9 protein-coding genes are annotated in these 16,446 nt (G+C 62.0%); 4 read left to right on the top strand and 5 right to left on the bottom strand.

Translation table 11 applies throughout. From position 1 onward, the window contains the following. The first annotated feature begins 197 nt into the window (after positions 1-197). Both ASD02_RS21770 and ASD02_RS21765 read left to right on the top strand, forming a co-directional pair. Positions 198-4,991 (top strand): NAD-glutamate dehydrogenase, encoded by a 4,794-nt coding sequence (locus ASD02_RS21770; RefSeq protein ID WP_025425280.1) that lies wholly within the window; start codon positions 198-200, stop codon positions 4,989-4,991. Positions 4,992-5,230: 239 nt separating this feature from the next. Continuing rightward, a complete protein-coding gene (locus ASD02_RS21765) occupies positions 5,231-6,664 on the top strand; it encodes an MFS transporter (protein ID WP_025425281.1) in 1,434 nt (477 codons plus the stop codon). Between the two features lie 144 nt (positions 6,665-6,808). Here ASD02_RS21765 and purH read toward each other — a convergent pair whose 3' ends face one another. From purH to htpX, 4 genes are all read right to left on the bottom strand, one after another. Next, positions 6,809-8,419 carry a bifunctional phosphoribosylaminoimidazolecarboxamide formyltransferase/IMP cyclohydrolase gene (gene purH, locus ASD02_RS21760; RefSeq protein ID WP_025425282.1) on the bottom strand — a complete coding sequence of 537 codons (1,611 nt, stop codon included), beginning with the start codon at positions 8,417-8,419 and terminating at the stop codon, positions 6,809-6,811. Positions 8,420-8,553: 134 nt separating this feature from the next. After that, entirely contained in the window at positions 8,554-10,239 is a 1,686-nt protein-coding gene (locus ASD02_RS21755) for a heparinase II/III family protein (protein ID WP_025425283.1), read from the bottom strand. A 334-nt stretch (positions 10,240-10,573) separates the two neighbouring features. Further along, complete coding sequence (locus ASD02_RS21750) at positions 10,574-11,986, bottom strand: RsmB/NOP family class I SAM-dependent RNA methyltransferase (protein WP_025425284.1); 1,413 nt, start codon at positions 11,984-11,986, stop codon at positions 10,574-10,576. After that, positions 11,986-12,954 carry a zinc metalloprotease HtpX gene (gene htpX, locus ASD02_RS21745; RefSeq protein WP_057206463.1) on the bottom strand — a complete coding sequence of 323 codons (969 nt, stop codon included), beginning with the start codon at positions 12,952-12,954 and terminating at the stop codon, positions 11,986-11,988. The genes ASD02_RS21750 and htpX overlap by 1 nt, the downstream gene beginning before the upstream one ends. A 125-nt stretch (positions 12,955-13,079) precedes the next feature. Here htpX and ASD02_RS21740 point away from each other — a divergent pair, with 125 nt between their 5' ends. After that, on the top strand, positions 13,080-13,280 hold the full coding sequence (locus ASD02_RS21740; protein WP_038575773.1) for a DUF1674 domain-containing protein: 201 nt from the start codon (positions 13,080-13,082) through the stop codon (positions 13,278-13,280). A gap of 237 nt (positions 13,281-13,517) precedes the next feature. On the opposite strand, the gene acs is transcribed toward ASD02_RS21740, so the two are convergent. Beyond that, positions 13,518-15,467, bottom strand: a complete 1,950-nt coding sequence (acs, locus tag ASD02_RS21735; RefSeq protein ID WP_025425286.1) for an acetate--CoA ligase — start codon at positions 15,465-15,467, stop codon at positions 13,518-13,520. Between the two features lie 223 nt (positions 15,468-15,690). Here acs and ASD02_RS21730 point away from each other — a divergent pair, with 223 nt between their 5' ends. Continuing rightward, positions 15,691-16,392, top strand: coding sequence for a DUF1013 domain-containing protein (locus ASD02_RS21730; protein ID WP_025425287.1), 702 nt, complete (start codon positions 15,691-15,693; stop codon positions 16,390-16,392). The last annotated feature ends 54 nt before the right edge of the window (positions 16,393-16,446 follow it).

Here is a 16,446-nt window from a genome sequence, read left to right as displayed (position 1 = left end):
GCCGCTGGCGTTTTCGTGCTTTTTCATCGAAATTCGAGCAATTTTCGCCAATCTGCCTTCGATTTAAATGGATTTAAGCTGTTTTCACGTGAGATTCTCCGATTCTCGGCTCGTTTTTGCCGAAATCGTCATAAAAAGCGGTCGCCATTAGCCAAGGTTCTGATAGGGTCTAGCCTATCATGAATGGGAGAAACTTCATGGGCGTGAAATACAATCCGAAGCGGGACAGACACATCGACGCAGCGAAGGCGGCCGCCATCAAACTGGGCACCGACGCGCTGGCGCCCGAGATCCTCTTCGGCGGGGCCAGCAACGACGACCTCGATCTTTATTCGGCGGACATGCTGGCACTGACGGCGGCCCATGCGAGAAGCGAACTCGCACGCTGGGACGGCGGCAAACCTCAAGTGTCGGTTGAAACCGTGGCCGGCGTTGCGCCTGGCGGCACCGAGGTTTCGATCATTGCCGTCACCGAACACAACATGCCGTTCCTCTTTGATTCGGTCATGGGCGAGGTGACGACCACGCACCGCGATATCCATCTCGCGATCCATCCCATTCTGGTCCAGGAACCGGGCAAGCCCGCCAAGCCGTTCGATCCGGACGAGCCGAGCGATCCGGCACACCGGATCAGCCACATCCAGATCCACCTGAGCAAGTTGACGCCGGTCGAGGCGCAATCGCTCAGCAACCGTATCCGCGATGTGCTCGAACAGGTTCATCAGGCCGTGCACGACTGGCCGGCGATGACGACGCTGCTCGATCACGCGATGAAGGAACTCGAGGACTACAACGCCTCGCGCAAGAAGAGCGACCGCGACGAAGCGCTGGCCTTCCTTCGCTGGCTCAGGGACAACAACTTCACCTTCCTCGGCATGCGCGAATACACCTATTCGGGCAAGGGCGGGAAGGCGACGGTCGAGCGCGGCAAGGGCAGGGGCCTCGGCATCCTTTCCAATCCCGATGTGCGCGTGCTGCGCCAGGGCAAGGACGCAGTTCTGACCACGCCGGAGATTCTGGCCTTCCTCGAAAGCCCGGATTTCCTGATCGTCACCAAGGCCAATGTGAAGTCGGTCGTGCACCGCCGCGCCTATATGGACTACATCGGCGTCAAGCGTTTCGATGCCGACGGCAATGTCGCCGGCGAGCTGCGCATCGTCGGCCTGTTCACCTCCTCGGCCTATACCCGTCAGGCCGCGGAAATCCCGCTGCTGCGCCACAAGATCGAGAAGATCGTCGATCATTTCGGCTACGATCCGCAGAGCCATTCCGGCAAGATGCTGGACAACACGCTCGAATCCTACCCGCGCGACGATCTCTTCCAGATCGACGTCGGCCTGCTCGCCGCCTTCTGCGAACAGATCAACGAGCTCGGCGACCGTCCGCGCATCCGCGTTCTGCCACGCATCGACCATTTCGACCGCTTCGTTTCGGTCATCGTCTTCGTACCGCGCGAGCAATATGATTCCGACGTTCGCGAGAAGATCGGGGACTATCTGAAGACGGCTTATGACGGTCGTGTTTCGGCCTACTACCCGGCCTTCCCCGAGGGCGGTCTGGCGCGCGTGCACTTCATCATCGGCCGGACCAGCGGCAAGACGCCGCGCATCCCCCAGGCCAAGCTCGAGGAGGCCGTGCGAGGCATCGTCACGCGCTGGATCGATCGCTTCGACCTGCTTGCCCGCAAGGATGGCATCGAGCTCAGCGTTGGCGAAGCCTACCAGGCGGCCTTTGCACCGGCCGAAGCCTATGCCGATCTCGCCGATATCGCCGCCTGCAAGGCGGAAGATCCGATCCGGATCTCGTTCTACCACTACAACCGCCCGGTCAATCGTCCTGATACGGCCGAGCTGAAGATCTTCCACGCCGGCGAACCCGTATCGCTTTCGCGCCGCGTGCCGCTGCTCGAAAATCTCGGCTTCCGGGTCATCAGCGAGCAGACCTACGACCTCAACGTCGGCAAGCATGGCGAGGACCAGCATCGCGTCGTGCTGCACGACATGGAGTTGATCCATCGCGACGGCCATGCGCTCAATCTCGACAAGTCGGGTGCGGCGCTCGAGGAAGCCTTCCTCGCCGCCTGGAACGGCACGATCGAGGATGATAACTTCAACAGGCTGATCCTGCTCGCCGGCTTGAACGCCCGCGAAGTGACGGTGCTGCGTGCCTATGCCCGCTACCTCCGCCAGGCCGGCATCACCTATTCGCAGGGCTATATCGCCGACACGCTGAACAAATATCCGGCGATTGCCGCCGATATCTTCAAGCTGTTCGTCACCCGCATGGACCCGGCGATCGAGGAGAAGCCGCGTGCCAAGAAGTGCAACGCCCTGATCGCATCGATCGAGACCGCACTGTCGGCGGTACCGAGCCTCGACGAGGACCGGATCCTGCGCCGCTACGTCAACGCCATCGAGGCGACGCTCCGCACCAATTACTTCCAGAAGGATGCCGACGGAAAGCCGCGTGCGGTCCTTGCCGTCAAGCTCGATCCCAAGCAGCTCGAAGGCTTGCCCGAGCCGCGTCCGTTCCGCGAAATCTTCGTCTACGGCACCGAAGTCGAAGGCGTGCATCTGCGTTTCGGCAAGGTCGCCCGTGGCGGTCTTCGCTGGTCCGACCGCGCACAGGACTACCGCACCGAAGTACTGGGCCTGGTGAAGGCACAGCAGGTCAAGAACGCCGTCATCGTGCCCGTTGGCGCCAAGGGTGGCTTCTACCCGAAGCAGCTGCCGGTTGGCGGCAACCGCGACGAGGTGTTCAAGGCCGGAACCGAAGCCTACAAGACCTTCATCCGCACGATGCTGTCGGTCACCGACAACATTGTCGGCCAGGATGTCGTGCCGCCGGCCGACACGCTGCGCCGCGACGGTGACGATCCCTACTTCGTCGTTGCCGCCGACAAGGGCACGGCGACCTTCTCGGACACGGCCAACGGCCTGGCCCAGGAAGCAGGCTTCTGGCTCGATGACGCGTTCGCCTCAGGCGGATCGGCCGGCTACGACCACAAGAAGATGGGCATCACCGCCCGTGGCGCCTGGGAGACCGCCAAGCGGCACTTCCGCGAGATGGACATCGACATCCAGACCACTCCCTTCACCGTCGCCGGCGTCGGCGACATGTCGGGCGACGTCTTCGGCAACGGCATGCTGCTTTCGGAAAAGATCCGTCTGCTCGCGGCCTTCGACCATCGCGACATCTTCATCGATCCGAATCCGGATACGGATGTTTCCTTCGCCGAACGCAAGCGCATGTTCGCCCTGCCACGTTCGAGCTGGCAGGACTATGATCGCAAGACGCTCTCCGAAGGCGGGATGATCATTTCCCGCGCCGAAAAGTCGGTGACGCTGACACCGGAAGCCATGGCGGCGATCTGCATCGACAAGCAGAAGGCCACGCCGTTCGAGATCATGAACGCGATCCTGAAGAGCCAGGTCGATCTTCTCTGGTTCGGCGGCATCGGCACCTATGTGCGCGGCAGCAACGAGACGGATGCCGAGGTTGGCGACCGCGCCAACGACGCGATCCGTGTGGTCGCCGAAGAGGTCCGCGCCCGTGTCATCGGCGAGGGCGCAAACCTCGGCGTGACCCAGAAGGGCCGTATCGGCTTCGGCCTCAATGGCGGTCGCTGCAACTCCGACGCCATCGACAACTCGGCGGGCGTCAACTCGTCCGACGTCGAGGTCAACATCAAGATCGCGCTGGCCTCGGCGATGCGCGACGGTCGCCTGACCCGGCCGAAGCGCAACACGCTGCTGGCGTCGATGACCGAGGAAGTCGGCCATCTCGTACTGCGCAACAACTACGAGCAGTCGCTGGCAATCTCGCTCACCGAACTGCAGGGTACCGGAAACCGCACGACGCTCGGCCGCCTGATGACGCGACTCGAAGCCGACGGCCACCTCAACCGCAAGGTTGAGACGCTGCCGACCGACCAGGTCATGACCGAGCGCTATCAGGCCGGCAAGCCGCTGACACGCGCGGAGATCGGCGTCCTCCTGTCCTACTCGAAGCTGGTGCTGTTCGACGAGCTGATCGCCAGCGAGCTTCCCGACGACCCGTATTTCACGGCGACCCTGGAACGCTACTTCCCCGGCAAGATGCGCAAGACTTATGCCGGCGACATCCACGGCCACCGGCTGCGCCGCGAGATCATCGCGACGGTGCTGGCCAACGAAACCATCAATCGCGGCGGCCCCGCTTTCGTCTCGACCTTGACGGATGCCACCGGCTTCCTCTCGGCAGACGTCGTCAAGGCGGCTGTTTTGGCACTCGATGGCTTCGACCTGCCGCGGATCTATGACGAGATCGATGCCCTGGACAATCGCATCAGCGGCGCCCTCCAGAATGCGCTCTACCAGGAAGTCGGGCGCATCTTCACGCTCGTGACGGAGCGGGCCCTGCGCACCCATGCGGCAACGGGTTCGGTTTCGGAAGCCGTGACGCGCCTGCGCGACGGGCTGCAGAAGCTGCGCAGCACCATGCGCACCGCGATTTCAGGCGAAACCGCCGACGAAGCTCGGGTAAAGACCGCAGCCTTCGTCGAGGGCGGCGTGCCGGAGAAACTGGCGGATGAGATCCTGGAACTGGCGCTGATGACCCTCGTGCCCGAAATCATGCAGATATCAGCTGAAACCGGCGAGACGCTGAGCCGCACGGCACAGGGTTATTTTGCCGTCACCGAAACGCTGCGGATCAACCGCCTGCTGGCGGCAGCCGACCGCGTACCGGCAACCGAGCAGTTCGAGGCAATGGCGCTGTCGCGCGCGATCTCGGACATTGCCGGCGCCAGACGCGACATCACCGCAGCGGCGCTGCGCGAGCAGAAGAGCGAGCGCAATCCCGTCCAGGCCTGGCAGGAAAACGACCGCGAACGCGTTTCACGCGCGGGCGGCCAGCTGACGCTCCTGACTGAGAAGGGCGAGACCACGCTTGCCAAGATCACGGTTGCCGCGGGTCTGCTCAACGACCTTGCACGCGGCAGGGTGAAATGACACAGTCCGCCCCGGACTACAGCGCCGGGCGTCTTATTAGACGCGCAAAGGTCGCTGTAGCAGTTTGAATTGCTGCATGGTTTAATCCTTAAATCGAATAGGATTTAAGGAAACATGCAGTAGCGCAAGATCGGGCCGGGGATGCTCCGTCAACCCGGTCTCGATGAGCGAGATATGACGATCTTTCTGCGCCGCGCGTTCATTAGAACGCACGGCGCAGTCATTTCCGGGAGGGGTAATTGGCGATTTCGGCGGACAGGGCTGCAGACAAGCCGGGAACGACCCGTCTCGGCATTGCCGGATGGATGCTGTTCGACTGGGCGGCCCAACCGTTCTTCACGGTGATCACCACCTTCATCTTCGGCCCCTACTTCGTTTCCCGGCTGACTGAGGATCATGCTATCGGCCAGGCGATGTGGGGCTATACGCTCACCATTTCCGGCATCATCATCGCCATTCTCTCCCCGGTTCTCGGCTCGATCGCCGACGCCACCGGACCGCGCAAGCCGTGGATCGGCTTTTTCGCCATCATCAAGATCGTATCGCTGGCGATGCTCTGGTTTGCCGCCCCCGGCTCACCGATCATCTACGCCGTCATCTTCATGGTGCTGGCCACCGTCGCTGCCGAATTCTCGATCGTGTTCAATGATTCGATGATGACGCGACTTGTGGACGAGAAGGACATCGGCCGCATTTCCAACATCGCCTGGGGCCTCGGCTATCTCGGCGGGATGATCGTGCTCATCGCTGTCGTGGCGCTTCTTGCCGGAAATCCGGAAACCGGCAAGACCGCTCTCGGCATCGATCCGCTGTTTGGGCTCGATCCGGCAAAGGGCGAGGACGCGCGCATCACCGGGCCGATATCGGCGCTCTGGTACCTCGTGTTCATCATTCCGATGTTCCTGTTCACGCCGGATGCGACCAAGGCGACCATGTCGCTTGCAGGGGCGACCCGAACGGGACTGCGCGAACTGAAAGGCACACTCGGCGAACTCAGGCAAAGGCGCGGCATCCTGCGCTTCCTCATCGCCCGCATGATCTTTCAGGATGGGGTCAATGGCCTGCTGGCACTGGGCGGCACCTTCGCCGCCGCCATGTTCGCCTGGCAAACCATGGAACTCGGCATCTATGGCATCATCCTCAACGTCGTTGCCATCGGTGGCTGCCTCTATGCAAGCAAGCTCGATGCCCGGCTCGGTTCAAAGACCATCGTGATCGCCAGCCTGGTCTGCCTGATCATTGCCACGCTTGGCATCGTCTCGACAGGACCGGGCTTCACCTTCTTCGGTCTGCTTCCCCTGCCGACGGACGATTCGGGCGGCATCTTCGGCACTGCAGCCGAGAAGGCCTATATCGTCTACGGCCTGCTCGTCGGTATCGCCTTCGGGCCGGTTCAGGCGTCGTCGCGCTCCTATCTGGCGCGCAGCGTCAGCCTGGACGAAGCAGGGCGCTACTTTGGTCTCTATGCACTTTCCGGCCGTGCGACGTCGTTTCTTGCGCCCGCGTCGGTCGCCACGATCACGCTCATGACCGGCTCCGCCCGCATCGGCATGATGGCGCTCGTCGTCTTCCTCGTCCTCGGTTTTCTGATCCTGCTGCGCACGCCTTATCCGGCGAATGCCGGACATACGAAAGCCGCCGCGTCCTGGGGACGCGACGGCTCTGAGGAATAAAACTCGGACTTTACTACAGCGCCGTGCGTCTTATTAACGCGCAAAGGTCGCTGTAGCACTTTGAATTGCTGCATGTTTTTATCCTTAAATCGAATAGGATTTATGGAAACATGCAGTAGCAACTGAAAATGCAACCGATCCGGTTTAGTGGCGGAAGTGGCGCATACCGGTGAAGACCATCGCAACGCCATGCTCGTCGGCCGCGGCAATCACTTCCTCGTCGCGCATCGAACCACCGGGCTGGATCACCGCCGTGGCACCGGCAGCGATCGCCGACAGCAAGCCATCGGCAAACGGCAGGAAAGCCTCGGAGGCGACGGCCGAGCCGCGCGTCAACGGCGTTGCGAGGCCGAGCGCCTTGGCGGCTTCTTCGGCCTTGATCGCGGCGATGCGGGCCGAATCGACCCGGCTCATCTGCCCGGCGCCGATGCCTGCGGTCTGGCCATCCTTGGCATAGACGACGGCGTTCGACTTGACGTGTTTTGCCACCTTGAAGGCAAACTTCATGTCTTCCAGTTCCTGCGCCGTCGGTGCACGCTTGGTCACCACCTTCAGCTCCAGGTCTTCGACCATGCCGTTGTCGCGGGTCTGGACGAGAAGGCCGCCGGATACGGTCTTGGCGGAAAGGCCGGGGATGCGCGGATCCGGCAGGGCGCCCGTGGTCAAGAGCCGCAGGTTCGGCTTGCGGGCGATGACGGCCTTGGCCTCATCGCTGACCTCAGGCGCGATGATCACTTCGGTAAAGAGCTTGACGATCGCTTCGGCCGTTTCCGCATCGAGCATCTGGTTGAGCGCGATGATGCCGCCAAAAGCTGAGGTGGAATCGCAGGCAAGCGCGCGTCGATAAGCTTCGACCAGCGTCGGGGCCGTGGCCACGCCGCAAGGATTGGCATGCTTGATGATCGCCACGGCCGGGGCTTTTTCCGGCAGGAACTCGGCGACGAGTTCGAAGGCGGCATCGGTGTCGTTGATGTTGTTGTAGGAAAGCTGCTTGCCCTGCAGCAGCTTAGCTGTGGCAACGCCCGGACGGTTCTCGCCGGTGACGTAGAAGCCCGCCTTCTGGTGCGGATTCTCACCGTAGCGCATCTCCTCCTTCAAGACGCCGCCGAGAACGCGGTGGCGCGGCATCGGCGTGTCGAGCGCCTCGGCAAACCAGTTGGAAATGGCTGCGTCATAGGCGGCCGTGCGGGCATAGGCCTTGGCCGCCATCTTCTGGCGGAAGGCATAGGTCGTCGCGCCTGCTGCAAGTTCTTCGAGCAGGACCGGATAGTCGGCCGGATCGGTGACAATTGTGACATAGGCGTGGTTCTTGGCGGATGCGCGGATCATCGCCGGGCCGCCGATATCGATGTTCTCGACCGTCGTCGGATAATCGCCGCCCTGCGCGCGAACCTCCTCGAAGGGATAGAGATTGATCACCGCCAGATCGATCGCGGTGATGCCATGTGCCGACATCGCCGCCTGATGCTCGGCATCGTCGCGGATTGCCAGCAGGCCGCCATGCACGCCCGGGTGAAGGGTTTTGACCCGGCCATCCATAACCTCGGGAAAGCCGGTGAGTTCGGCGACGTCGCTGACTGGCAACCCCGCCTGCGACAGTGCCTTGTGGGTGCCGCCGGTCGAAACCAGACGTACGCCTTTTTCATGCAGCGCACGGGCAAGCTCGACGACACCGGTCTTGTCGGACACGGAAAGAAGAGCGGTCCGGACTGGAACCTCGTTCGGGGCGGGAATTTTCTTGGAGGCGACAGCCATCAACCATGCTCCTTTGGCGGCGCCGGACGCCCGGGAGGATGCTCCGGCGATTGGGATGGCTGCCCGTTAGCATAGCTTGCCGGCCGAAGAAACCTCGGCAGGCCAACATCCTAAAATAAGGGGCGCAGTTGGCCTCAGTTCGTGCGCGAGAAGGTCCATTGGATCTCCGGCTGCCTGGCAACGGCGAAGGTCACCGTCAGCTGCGACGAGGCGCGAATGCCCGAGGGATCGGCAAAGAAGATGTCTTCCTCGACCGCCAGCTCGCCGTCCTGGCAGGCAAACAGCCAGATTTCACCATCGGGCGCGGTCAGATAGATCTCGCGGCCGTTGTTCTGGCGAATAGTGACGGCCGGGTGGATATGGAAGCGGGCGACTGCCACGGCCAGGTTCGTTTCATCAGGATCGCTGCCGTCGGCGCGCGAAAGCCGGTCACGCCCACGGATCATCCGGCCGCCGTTCAGCACGCCGATGTCGCGCTCGTGCAGGAGCCCAAAGGACGAGAGATAACCGTCATGGTTTGCCATGACGGATTCCTGGCGGCCCGGTTCGTCCTTGCGCTCGACGACGACGCGCGAGACGCCGCTGGTGATGATCGGGCCCAGAAACCGTGACTGCGAGAAGCGTGAGGAGGACGTGTCGTTGACGGTCACGGTGGAGTGGGCGGCGGTCATCCGTGCCATCTGGCGGAATCGTTCGCCGGCAAATTTCGGCGCGCCCGAATTGATCACGAAACGCGTCTTGCCCGAGGACATTTCGAACGAGAGGCAGCCGGCATGGGCGCTACGCGACAGGTCGACTGAAAGCGGCCGGCCGGTATCGACGATGACCACGGTGTTTTCGATCGACAGGCGCTCGTAATGCGCGAGAGGCAGCGAGCGGAATGGCTCGCCGGCGGTTTCATCATAGCGCAGCACCGAGGCAAGCTCATGCGCCAGCACCGAGGTCGCGCCGTTGAAAAGCGCCAGTTCGCCGCCCTGGTGGCGGAAGAAGCGCAGTGCCGGATACATACGATCGATGCAAGGGATCAGGCGCGACGGCACGTCATGCCCCAGATTGACATAGGTCTGGCGCAGCGGCAGCAGGTCGAGCAGCAACTCAAGCCCGGCCCGCGGGCTGCGCGAAAAGTGGCTGCCGTCGGCGAGAATCTGCCGATCAAGCTCGAAATCGAGATGGCGCGACGCCTTGCGGATCGCCGACGGCGTCGACGGCATCGAAACCGATGCCATGGCAAGCGCCATCCGCACACGCAGGCGAGCCTCGCCATCCCTGACCGTTTCGGCAATGTGACGGAGATAACGAACCTGGAAGGCCAGGCTTTTCAGGAAGCGGCGATAAAAGCCGTGCTCGGCATTGCGCAGGACCACCGGCGAATGCGAGAGCCATGCGATGATGCGCTGGGCGATGACGTCGGCATCCCAGGCAATGCCTCCGAAATTGCGGCCGTGGGTGGCAATCCAGTCGTCAACGATCTGCCGCAGGCGCACGAAGCCGGCATCCTCGCGGATCGCCCGCAGATGCCTGAGCCAGCCGAACGAATGCAGGCGGGTGGCAAATTCCAGCGACGGCAGGTCGATCTCGAAGGGCGATTCGCCCTCGGTGTCGAGCACCCGCCCAGCCAGCGGAAAGCGACCCTCGAGGATCTCCTCGGCAACGAAGGGATCGACGGCTCTGAGGTCCGTCGGCGCAACGATCAGGCGGCCGGGCGTCGATCCGGTAAAGCGCAGCGACGAGACGCGGCCGACCGAAAGTCGCCGCGACACGCGGCGCCAACCTTCGCGCGCATACAGATAAGAAAGCCTTCGCCTGCCGGAAAACACCATCAACGCCCGTCGATTTCCTTAATCCTGAAGCAAGCCGTTCGAGACGAACGAACGGCTGCATCGGCTTCGCGCCAGTATCACTCGCGCAGGGTTGCCCGAAAATCCCTATTCGATCTCCGGTACGCACGATGCGCCGTTTCAAAATGTCAGAGCGTTCTTCTCTGTCCGAAAGGACGCGCGGCGCTCCGCGTGAACTCTGGATGGTGCCGGAAAGATCATTAAACTTTTATCAATTTTATCGTCTTTGATAGGCTCATGGCCTTAAAGCGTCAAATGACGCGCCAAAACAGCCCGTGGCCGAGCCTTTCCGAAGAACGAATCGACTTTTCCAGACTTATTTGCGGCGAATCACGGCGGCGTAGAATCCGTCGAGTCCACCGGCAAAGGGTGGATCGAGCGGGAACATCGATGGCGTGGTGCGCACTTCGCCGAGCGGGGTGATCGCATCTTCAAGGCCCTGCCAATTCTCAGCCAGAACCGGCACCCGCTCATAATCATCGCCGGCTGCGACCACCCGGTCGACCACTTCCTCGCCTTCGCGTGGGTCAAGCGAGCAATTGGAGAACACGACGATGCCGCCCGGCTTGACCACCGTCAGCGCGTGGCGCAGCAGGCGCTCCTGAAGCAGCGCAAGCTTCTCGATGTCCTCCGGACCCTTGGTCCAAAGCACATCCGGGTGACGGCGGGTCGTTCCGGTCGACGAACAGGGGGCATCGAGCAAGGCGGCATCGAAAAGTTCGTCCGGCCGAAAGTCGGCCATGTTGGTCTCTTTCATCTGCGCTTCCAGGCCCAATCGCTCGAGATTGCCCTTCAGACGCCTCAGCCGGCTCGACGACTGATCAAGCGCCGTCACCTCGGCACCGGCGAGGATAAGCTGCGCCGTCTTACCACCGGGTGCCGCGCAGAGATCGACGACGGTCTTCCCGGCAATCGACCCGAAAAGACGGGCAGGGATGGATGCGGCCGCATCCTGAACCCACCACTCGCCATCGGAGAATCCGGCTAAGGAGGGGATAGAGCCCGAGAATTCTGCAAGGCGGACTGAGCCTGTCGGCAGCACCGTACCGCCGAGCCGCTCGGCCCAGGCATCCGGATCCGACTTGACAGTCAGATCGATCGCCGCTGGGGTCAGTTGCGCTTCGGCGATGAGATCGGCCTGTTCGCGTCCATAACGCTCGACCAGCCTGTCGAAGAACCAGTCCGGCATCGCAGGAACGGTTCGCAGATTTTCCAGGATCGTGTCCTTCTCGCGCGACAGGCGGCGAAGGATGGCATTGACCAGATTGGCAAACCGGCGGTTTCGCGGATCGGCCTGCGCCTGCTCGACGGCAAGATCGACGGCGGAATGATCAGGAACGTCGAGATAGAGGATCTGCGCGGCAGCCACTGCGAGCACATGGTCGAGAGCGCGCGCGCCTTCCGGAAGCGGCGTCTGCAGCATCGAGCCGATTGCCGCCTGGATGCGCGGCAGATGACGCAATGCCGAATTGAGAATGGCGCGCACCAGCGCCCGGTCGGCCTCGCTCAGTTCGCGGTAGGCCGGATTTCCGTGCTCATGATCGAGCATGCCATCGAGCGAGGTCTTGCGATCGACGACCGCCCCGAGAATCTTGGCCGCTGCCTGTCGCGTGCGCAGTCCGGGCTTCTCCGGACCGCGCTGCTCTTGCGCAGGCCTCTTCGACTTTGCCGGCTCCTTGCGCGAGCGGTTTTGTTTCGGACGTGAATCGTTGTTGTTTTCGGCAGACATCAGGACCAGGGACCTTTCGGCGGTTCGGAACCACCGCGACCCCAACCGGTAGAGGGAACAGAGCGCGATTTGCGCACCGGATTATCAGCCCGAACCGGCGGCGTCGACCCCATGGACATCTCCTGCGCCATCTGTTGCAGGGCCGCAATCCGGTTTTCAGTGTTCGGATGGGTCGAAAACAGGTTGTCCATGCGCTCGCCTGAGAGCGGATTGATGATGAACATATGCGCGGTTGCCGGGTTGCGCTCGGCATCGTCATTGTGAATCCGATGGGCAGCACCAGCGATCTTCTGCAGCGCCGAGGCGAGAGCCAGGGGCTTGCCACAGATTTCGGCGCCACGGCGATCGGCGGAATATTCCCGGGTACGGCTGATCGCCATCTGCACCAGCATGGCCGCCATCGGCGCGACGATCATTGCAATCAGCACCCCGACAAAACCGAGCGGGTTGTTGTTGTTGTTGTTTTCGCGATTGCCGCCAAACAGGAAGGCGAAGTTGCCCAGCATCGAAATGGCGCCGGCAAGCGTGGCTGTCAGCGTCATTGTCAGGGTATCGCGGTTCTGGACGTGCGCCAGTTCATGCGCCATGACGCCGGCGACCTCGTCGTAGGAGAGCGCGTTGAGCAGTCCGGTCGAGGCGGCAACGGCGGCGTTCTGCGGGTTGCGTCCGGTTGCAAAGGCGTTCGGCTGCGGGTTGTCGATGACATAGACCCGCGGCATCGGCAGGCCGGCATTCTCAGCGAGATCGCGCACGATGCCGTAATATTCCGGGGCGCTGCGTTCATCGACCTCCTGCGCACGGTACATGCGCAGCACCATGCGGTCGGAATACCAGTACGAGAAGAAATTCATACCGGCGGCGATGACGAACGCAATCATCATGCCGCCACGTCCACCAATGGCGAAGCCAACCGCCATGAACAGGGCGGTCATCACTGCAAGCAGCATGGCGGTGCGAACGAGGTTCATGAAGAGGCTCCGGGTCGTCGACGTTTCACGTGAATCAGGGTTTCCGTTCGGACAACGGCGCCTTATATGATGGGTGCAAATGCCCCGTTCTTCAATACAGATGCACGAATCCGGATACTGGCGAGATGCAGAACGACAACGACAATGCCCCCGACCGCCCGAAAAAGCCGCTGCCTGCCGCGGCCATGCGCGCGCTGAAGGAAGCGGAGGAGCGTCGGCAGGCTGAAGCGGAGAAGGTTATGCCGACAGAAATCGGCGGCCGCGGCGGCGCCGACCCGGCACGCTTCGGCGACTGGGAAATCAAGGGTAGGGCGATCGATTTCTGAGAATGCTCTCAGACGGGTTTGAAGCGAAGGAACATTTCCTTCTTTGGGATCGTCCGAAAACAACCGTGGGTCATATCGATCTCCTGCTGCCGCCCGGGAACTCCGCTTACCGTCAATCGGAATCCGGCTCACAAACGCCCGTCGATGACCCAGTCGTCTATTCCGTCCACCGCCTCGGTACGAAACATCATACAAAAAAGGGCGGCTCGAAGCCGCCCTTTTTACCGTGCGTTGCTGTTAAGCCTTGTTCTGCCGGTTGGCGATCAGGTCTTCCACAACAGCCGGATCGGCAAGCGTTGAGGTGTCACCAAGCGCACCGAAATCGTCTTCCGCGATCTTGCGCAGGATGCGGCGCATGATCTTGCCCGAGCGGGTCTTCGGCAGGCCGGGGGCAAACTGGATCTTGTCTGGCGTCGCGATCGGGCCGATTTCCGAGCGGACGTGCTTTACCAGCGCCTGACGCAGATCGTCATTGCCGACCTCACCCGCCATCAGCGAGACGTAGCAGTAGATGCCCTGTCCCTTGATCGGGTGCGGATAGCCGACGACGGCTGCCTCGGACACCAGATGGTGCGAGACAAGCGCCGATTCGACTTCGGCCGTGCCCAGCCGGTGTCCGGAGACGTTGAGCACGTCGTCGACGCGGCCGGTGATCCAATAGTAGCCATCCTCGTCGCGACGGCAGCCGTCACCCGTAAAATACTTGCCCTTGTAGGTGGCGAAGTAGGTCTGGCCGAAGCGTGCATGATCGCCATAGATCGTGCGCATCTGGCCGGGCCAGCTGTCGGTGATGCAGAGGTTGCCGTCGGCAGGTCCTTCGAGCACGTTGCCTTCGTTGTCGACCAGCTGCGGCTGGACGCCGAAGAAGGGCCGCGTCGCCGATCCGGGCTTGAGATCGGTCGCGCCCGGCAGCGGCGTGATCAGGATGCCGCCGGTTTCCGTCTGCCACCAGGTGTCGACGATCGGCGATTTCTGATCGCCAACGACGTTGTAGTACCATTCCCAGGCTTCCGGGTTGATCGGTTCGCCGACCGAACCGAGCAGGCGCAGCGACGAGCGCGAGGCGCGCTTGACGAAATCGTCGCCGGCGCCCATCAGCGAGCGGATTGCCGTCGGCGCGGTGTAGAAGACGTTGACCTTGTGCTTGTCGATGACTTCCCAGAAGCGGCCTGCGTCGGGGAAGTTCGGAACGCCCTCGAACATCACGGTGGTCGCCGCGTTGGCGAGCGGTCCGTAGACGATGTAGGAATGGCCGGTCACCCAGCCGACATCCGCCGTGCACCAATAGATATCGCCGTCGCGATAGTCGAACACGTATTCATGGGTCATCGAGGCATAGACGAGGTAGCCGCCGGTGGTGTGCAGCACGCCCTTCGGCTTGCCGGTCGAGCCCGAGGTGTAGAGGATGAACAACGGGTCTTCCGCCTTCATCTTCGCCGGCTCGCAATGCGGCTTCACGGTCGCAGTTTCCTGGTGGTACCAGAGGTCGCGGCCCGGCGCCCAGCCGATCTTGCCGCCGGTGCGGCGCACGACCAGCACCTTGTTGACGATCACGTGCTGCTTGGCGGCGATGTCGATCGCGGTGTCGGTATTTTCCTTCAGCGGCACCGGCTTGCCACCGCGCACGCCCTCGTCACAGGTGATGACGAAGGTGGATTCGCAGTCGACGATGCGGCCGGCGAGCGCGTCCGGCGAGAAGCCGCCGAACACGACCGAATGAATGGCGCCGATGCGCGCGCAGGCAAGCATCGCGTAGGATGCTTCCGGGATCATCGGCATGTAGATGGTGACGCGGTCGCCCTTCTTGACGCCATGCTTCTTCAGGACGTTGGCAAGCCGACAAACCTGCTCGTAGAGCTGGTTGTAGGTGATCTTCTTGTCGATATAGGGGTTGTCGCCTTCCCAGATGATCGCCGTCTTTTCGCCGTGCGTCTTCAGGTGGCGGTCGATGCAATTGTAGGAGACGTTGGTGAGGCCGTCCTCGTACCACTTGATCGAGACCTTGCCCTTGAAAGAGGTGTTCTTGACCTTGGTATAGGGCTTGAACCAGTCGATCCGTTTGCCGTGTTTGCCCCAGAACTTGGCCGGGTCCTCGACACTTTCCTCATACCACTTCAGATAGGTCGCGTTATCGAGCAGCGTCCGGCTCTTGGCAGACTTCAACACCGGATAGATCTTGGCGGACATTCGTTCCTCCCTGCGCATTCCTGTCTGAGGTCCCTCCCGGGGACCCCGCCTCGGCGACGAGTCATAGCAGGTCAAAGCCGCGCCGCAATTAGACAAAAGGACATTTGGAACTGGAGAATTGCAATTTTGAGACAACGACGCTATAGAGGCGCTCAATTCCCGGAAATCAGTGGTAGACTCCACGGCCCGCGACACCGGCGCGGCGGACAAAAGGACTATATCCATGGCTCAGCAACTGCTTATGCCCAAGGCAACAGCCGTCTGGCTCGTCGACAATACGGCATTGTCGTTCGAACAGATTGCAACGTTTTGCAAGCTGCATCCGCTCGAAGTGAAGGCGATCGCAGACGGTGAATCGGCACAGGGCATCAAGGGTCTAGATCCAATCGCAACCGGACAGCTGTCGCGCGACGAGATCGCCCGCGCCGAGGCAAATCCGAACCACAAGCTCAAGCTTTCGGAGCCGAAAGTCCGTGTTCCCGACTCCAAGCGCAAGGGCCCGCGCTACACGCCGGTCTCCAAGCGCCAGGATCGCCCGAATGCCATTCTCTGGCTGGTTCGCAACCATCCCGAGCTGAAGGACGCGCAGATTTCCCGCCTCGTCGGCACCACGAAGTCGACGATCGAGCAGATTCGCGAGCGCACCCACTGGAACTCGACGAACCTGACGCCGATGGATCCGGTAACGCTTGGCCTGTGCTCGCAGATCGATCTCGACCTTGAAGTCGAACGCGCCGCCAAGGGCCGTCCGCTGCCGACAGCCGCCGAGCTCGGCGCGACGCTCGAAGCAGCCCAGGAAACAGAAAAGCTCAACTTCAGCTACGAGCGCGAAGAAGAGAAGGAAATCGATGCGGATGCCGTCTTCGCCAAGCTCAAGTCGCTGAAGTCGGATCGCAAGGACGAGGACGAAGACGATCAATATTGATCGACTTGTCATGACCTGACGAAAGCCCGGATCGCTCGATCCGGGCTTTTTTGT

The sequence above is a fragment of the Ensifer sp. Root1252 genome (genome assembly GCF_001425885.1).
In the GTDB taxonomy this organism is placed as follows: Bacteria; Pseudomonadota; Alphaproteobacteria; order Rhizobiales; family Rhizobiaceae; genus Ensifer; species Ensifer canadensis.
The sequence above is the reverse complement of the archived record's forward strand: the minus strand, read 5'-3'. Positions and strand labels throughout refer to the sequence as shown.

Coding starts and splice junctions, on each gene's coding strand:
- ASD02_RS21730 (WP_025425287.1), top strand. CDS start 15,691: ATGGCTCAGCAACTGCTTATGCCCAAGGCAACAGCCGTCTGGCTCGTC.
- acs (WP_025425286.1), bottom strand. CDS start 15,467: ATGTCCGCCAAGATCTATCCGGTGTTGAAGTCTGCCAAGAGCCGGACG.
- ASD02_RS21755 (WP_025425283.1), bottom strand. CDS start 10,239: ATGGTGTTTTCCGGCAGGCGAAGGCTTTCTTATCTGTATGCGCGCGAA.
- ASD02_RS21770 (WP_025425280.1), top strand. CDS start 198: ATGGGCGTGAAATACAATCCGAAGCGGGACAGACACATCGACGCAGCG.
- ASD02_RS21750 (WP_025425284.1), bottom strand. CDS start 11,986: ATGTCTGCCGAAAACAACAACGATTCACGTCCGAAACAAAACCGCTCG.
- htpX (WP_057206463.1), bottom strand. CDS start 12,954: ATGAACCTCGTTCGCACCGCCATGCTGCTTGCAGTGATGACCGCCCTG.
- purH (WP_025425282.1), bottom strand. CDS start 8,419: ATGGCTGTCGCCTCCAAGAAAATTCCCGCCCCGAACGAGGTTCCAGTC.
- ASD02_RS21740 (WP_038575773.1), top strand. CDS start 13,080: ATGCAGAACGACAACGACAATGCCCCCGACCGCCCGAAAAAGCCGCTG.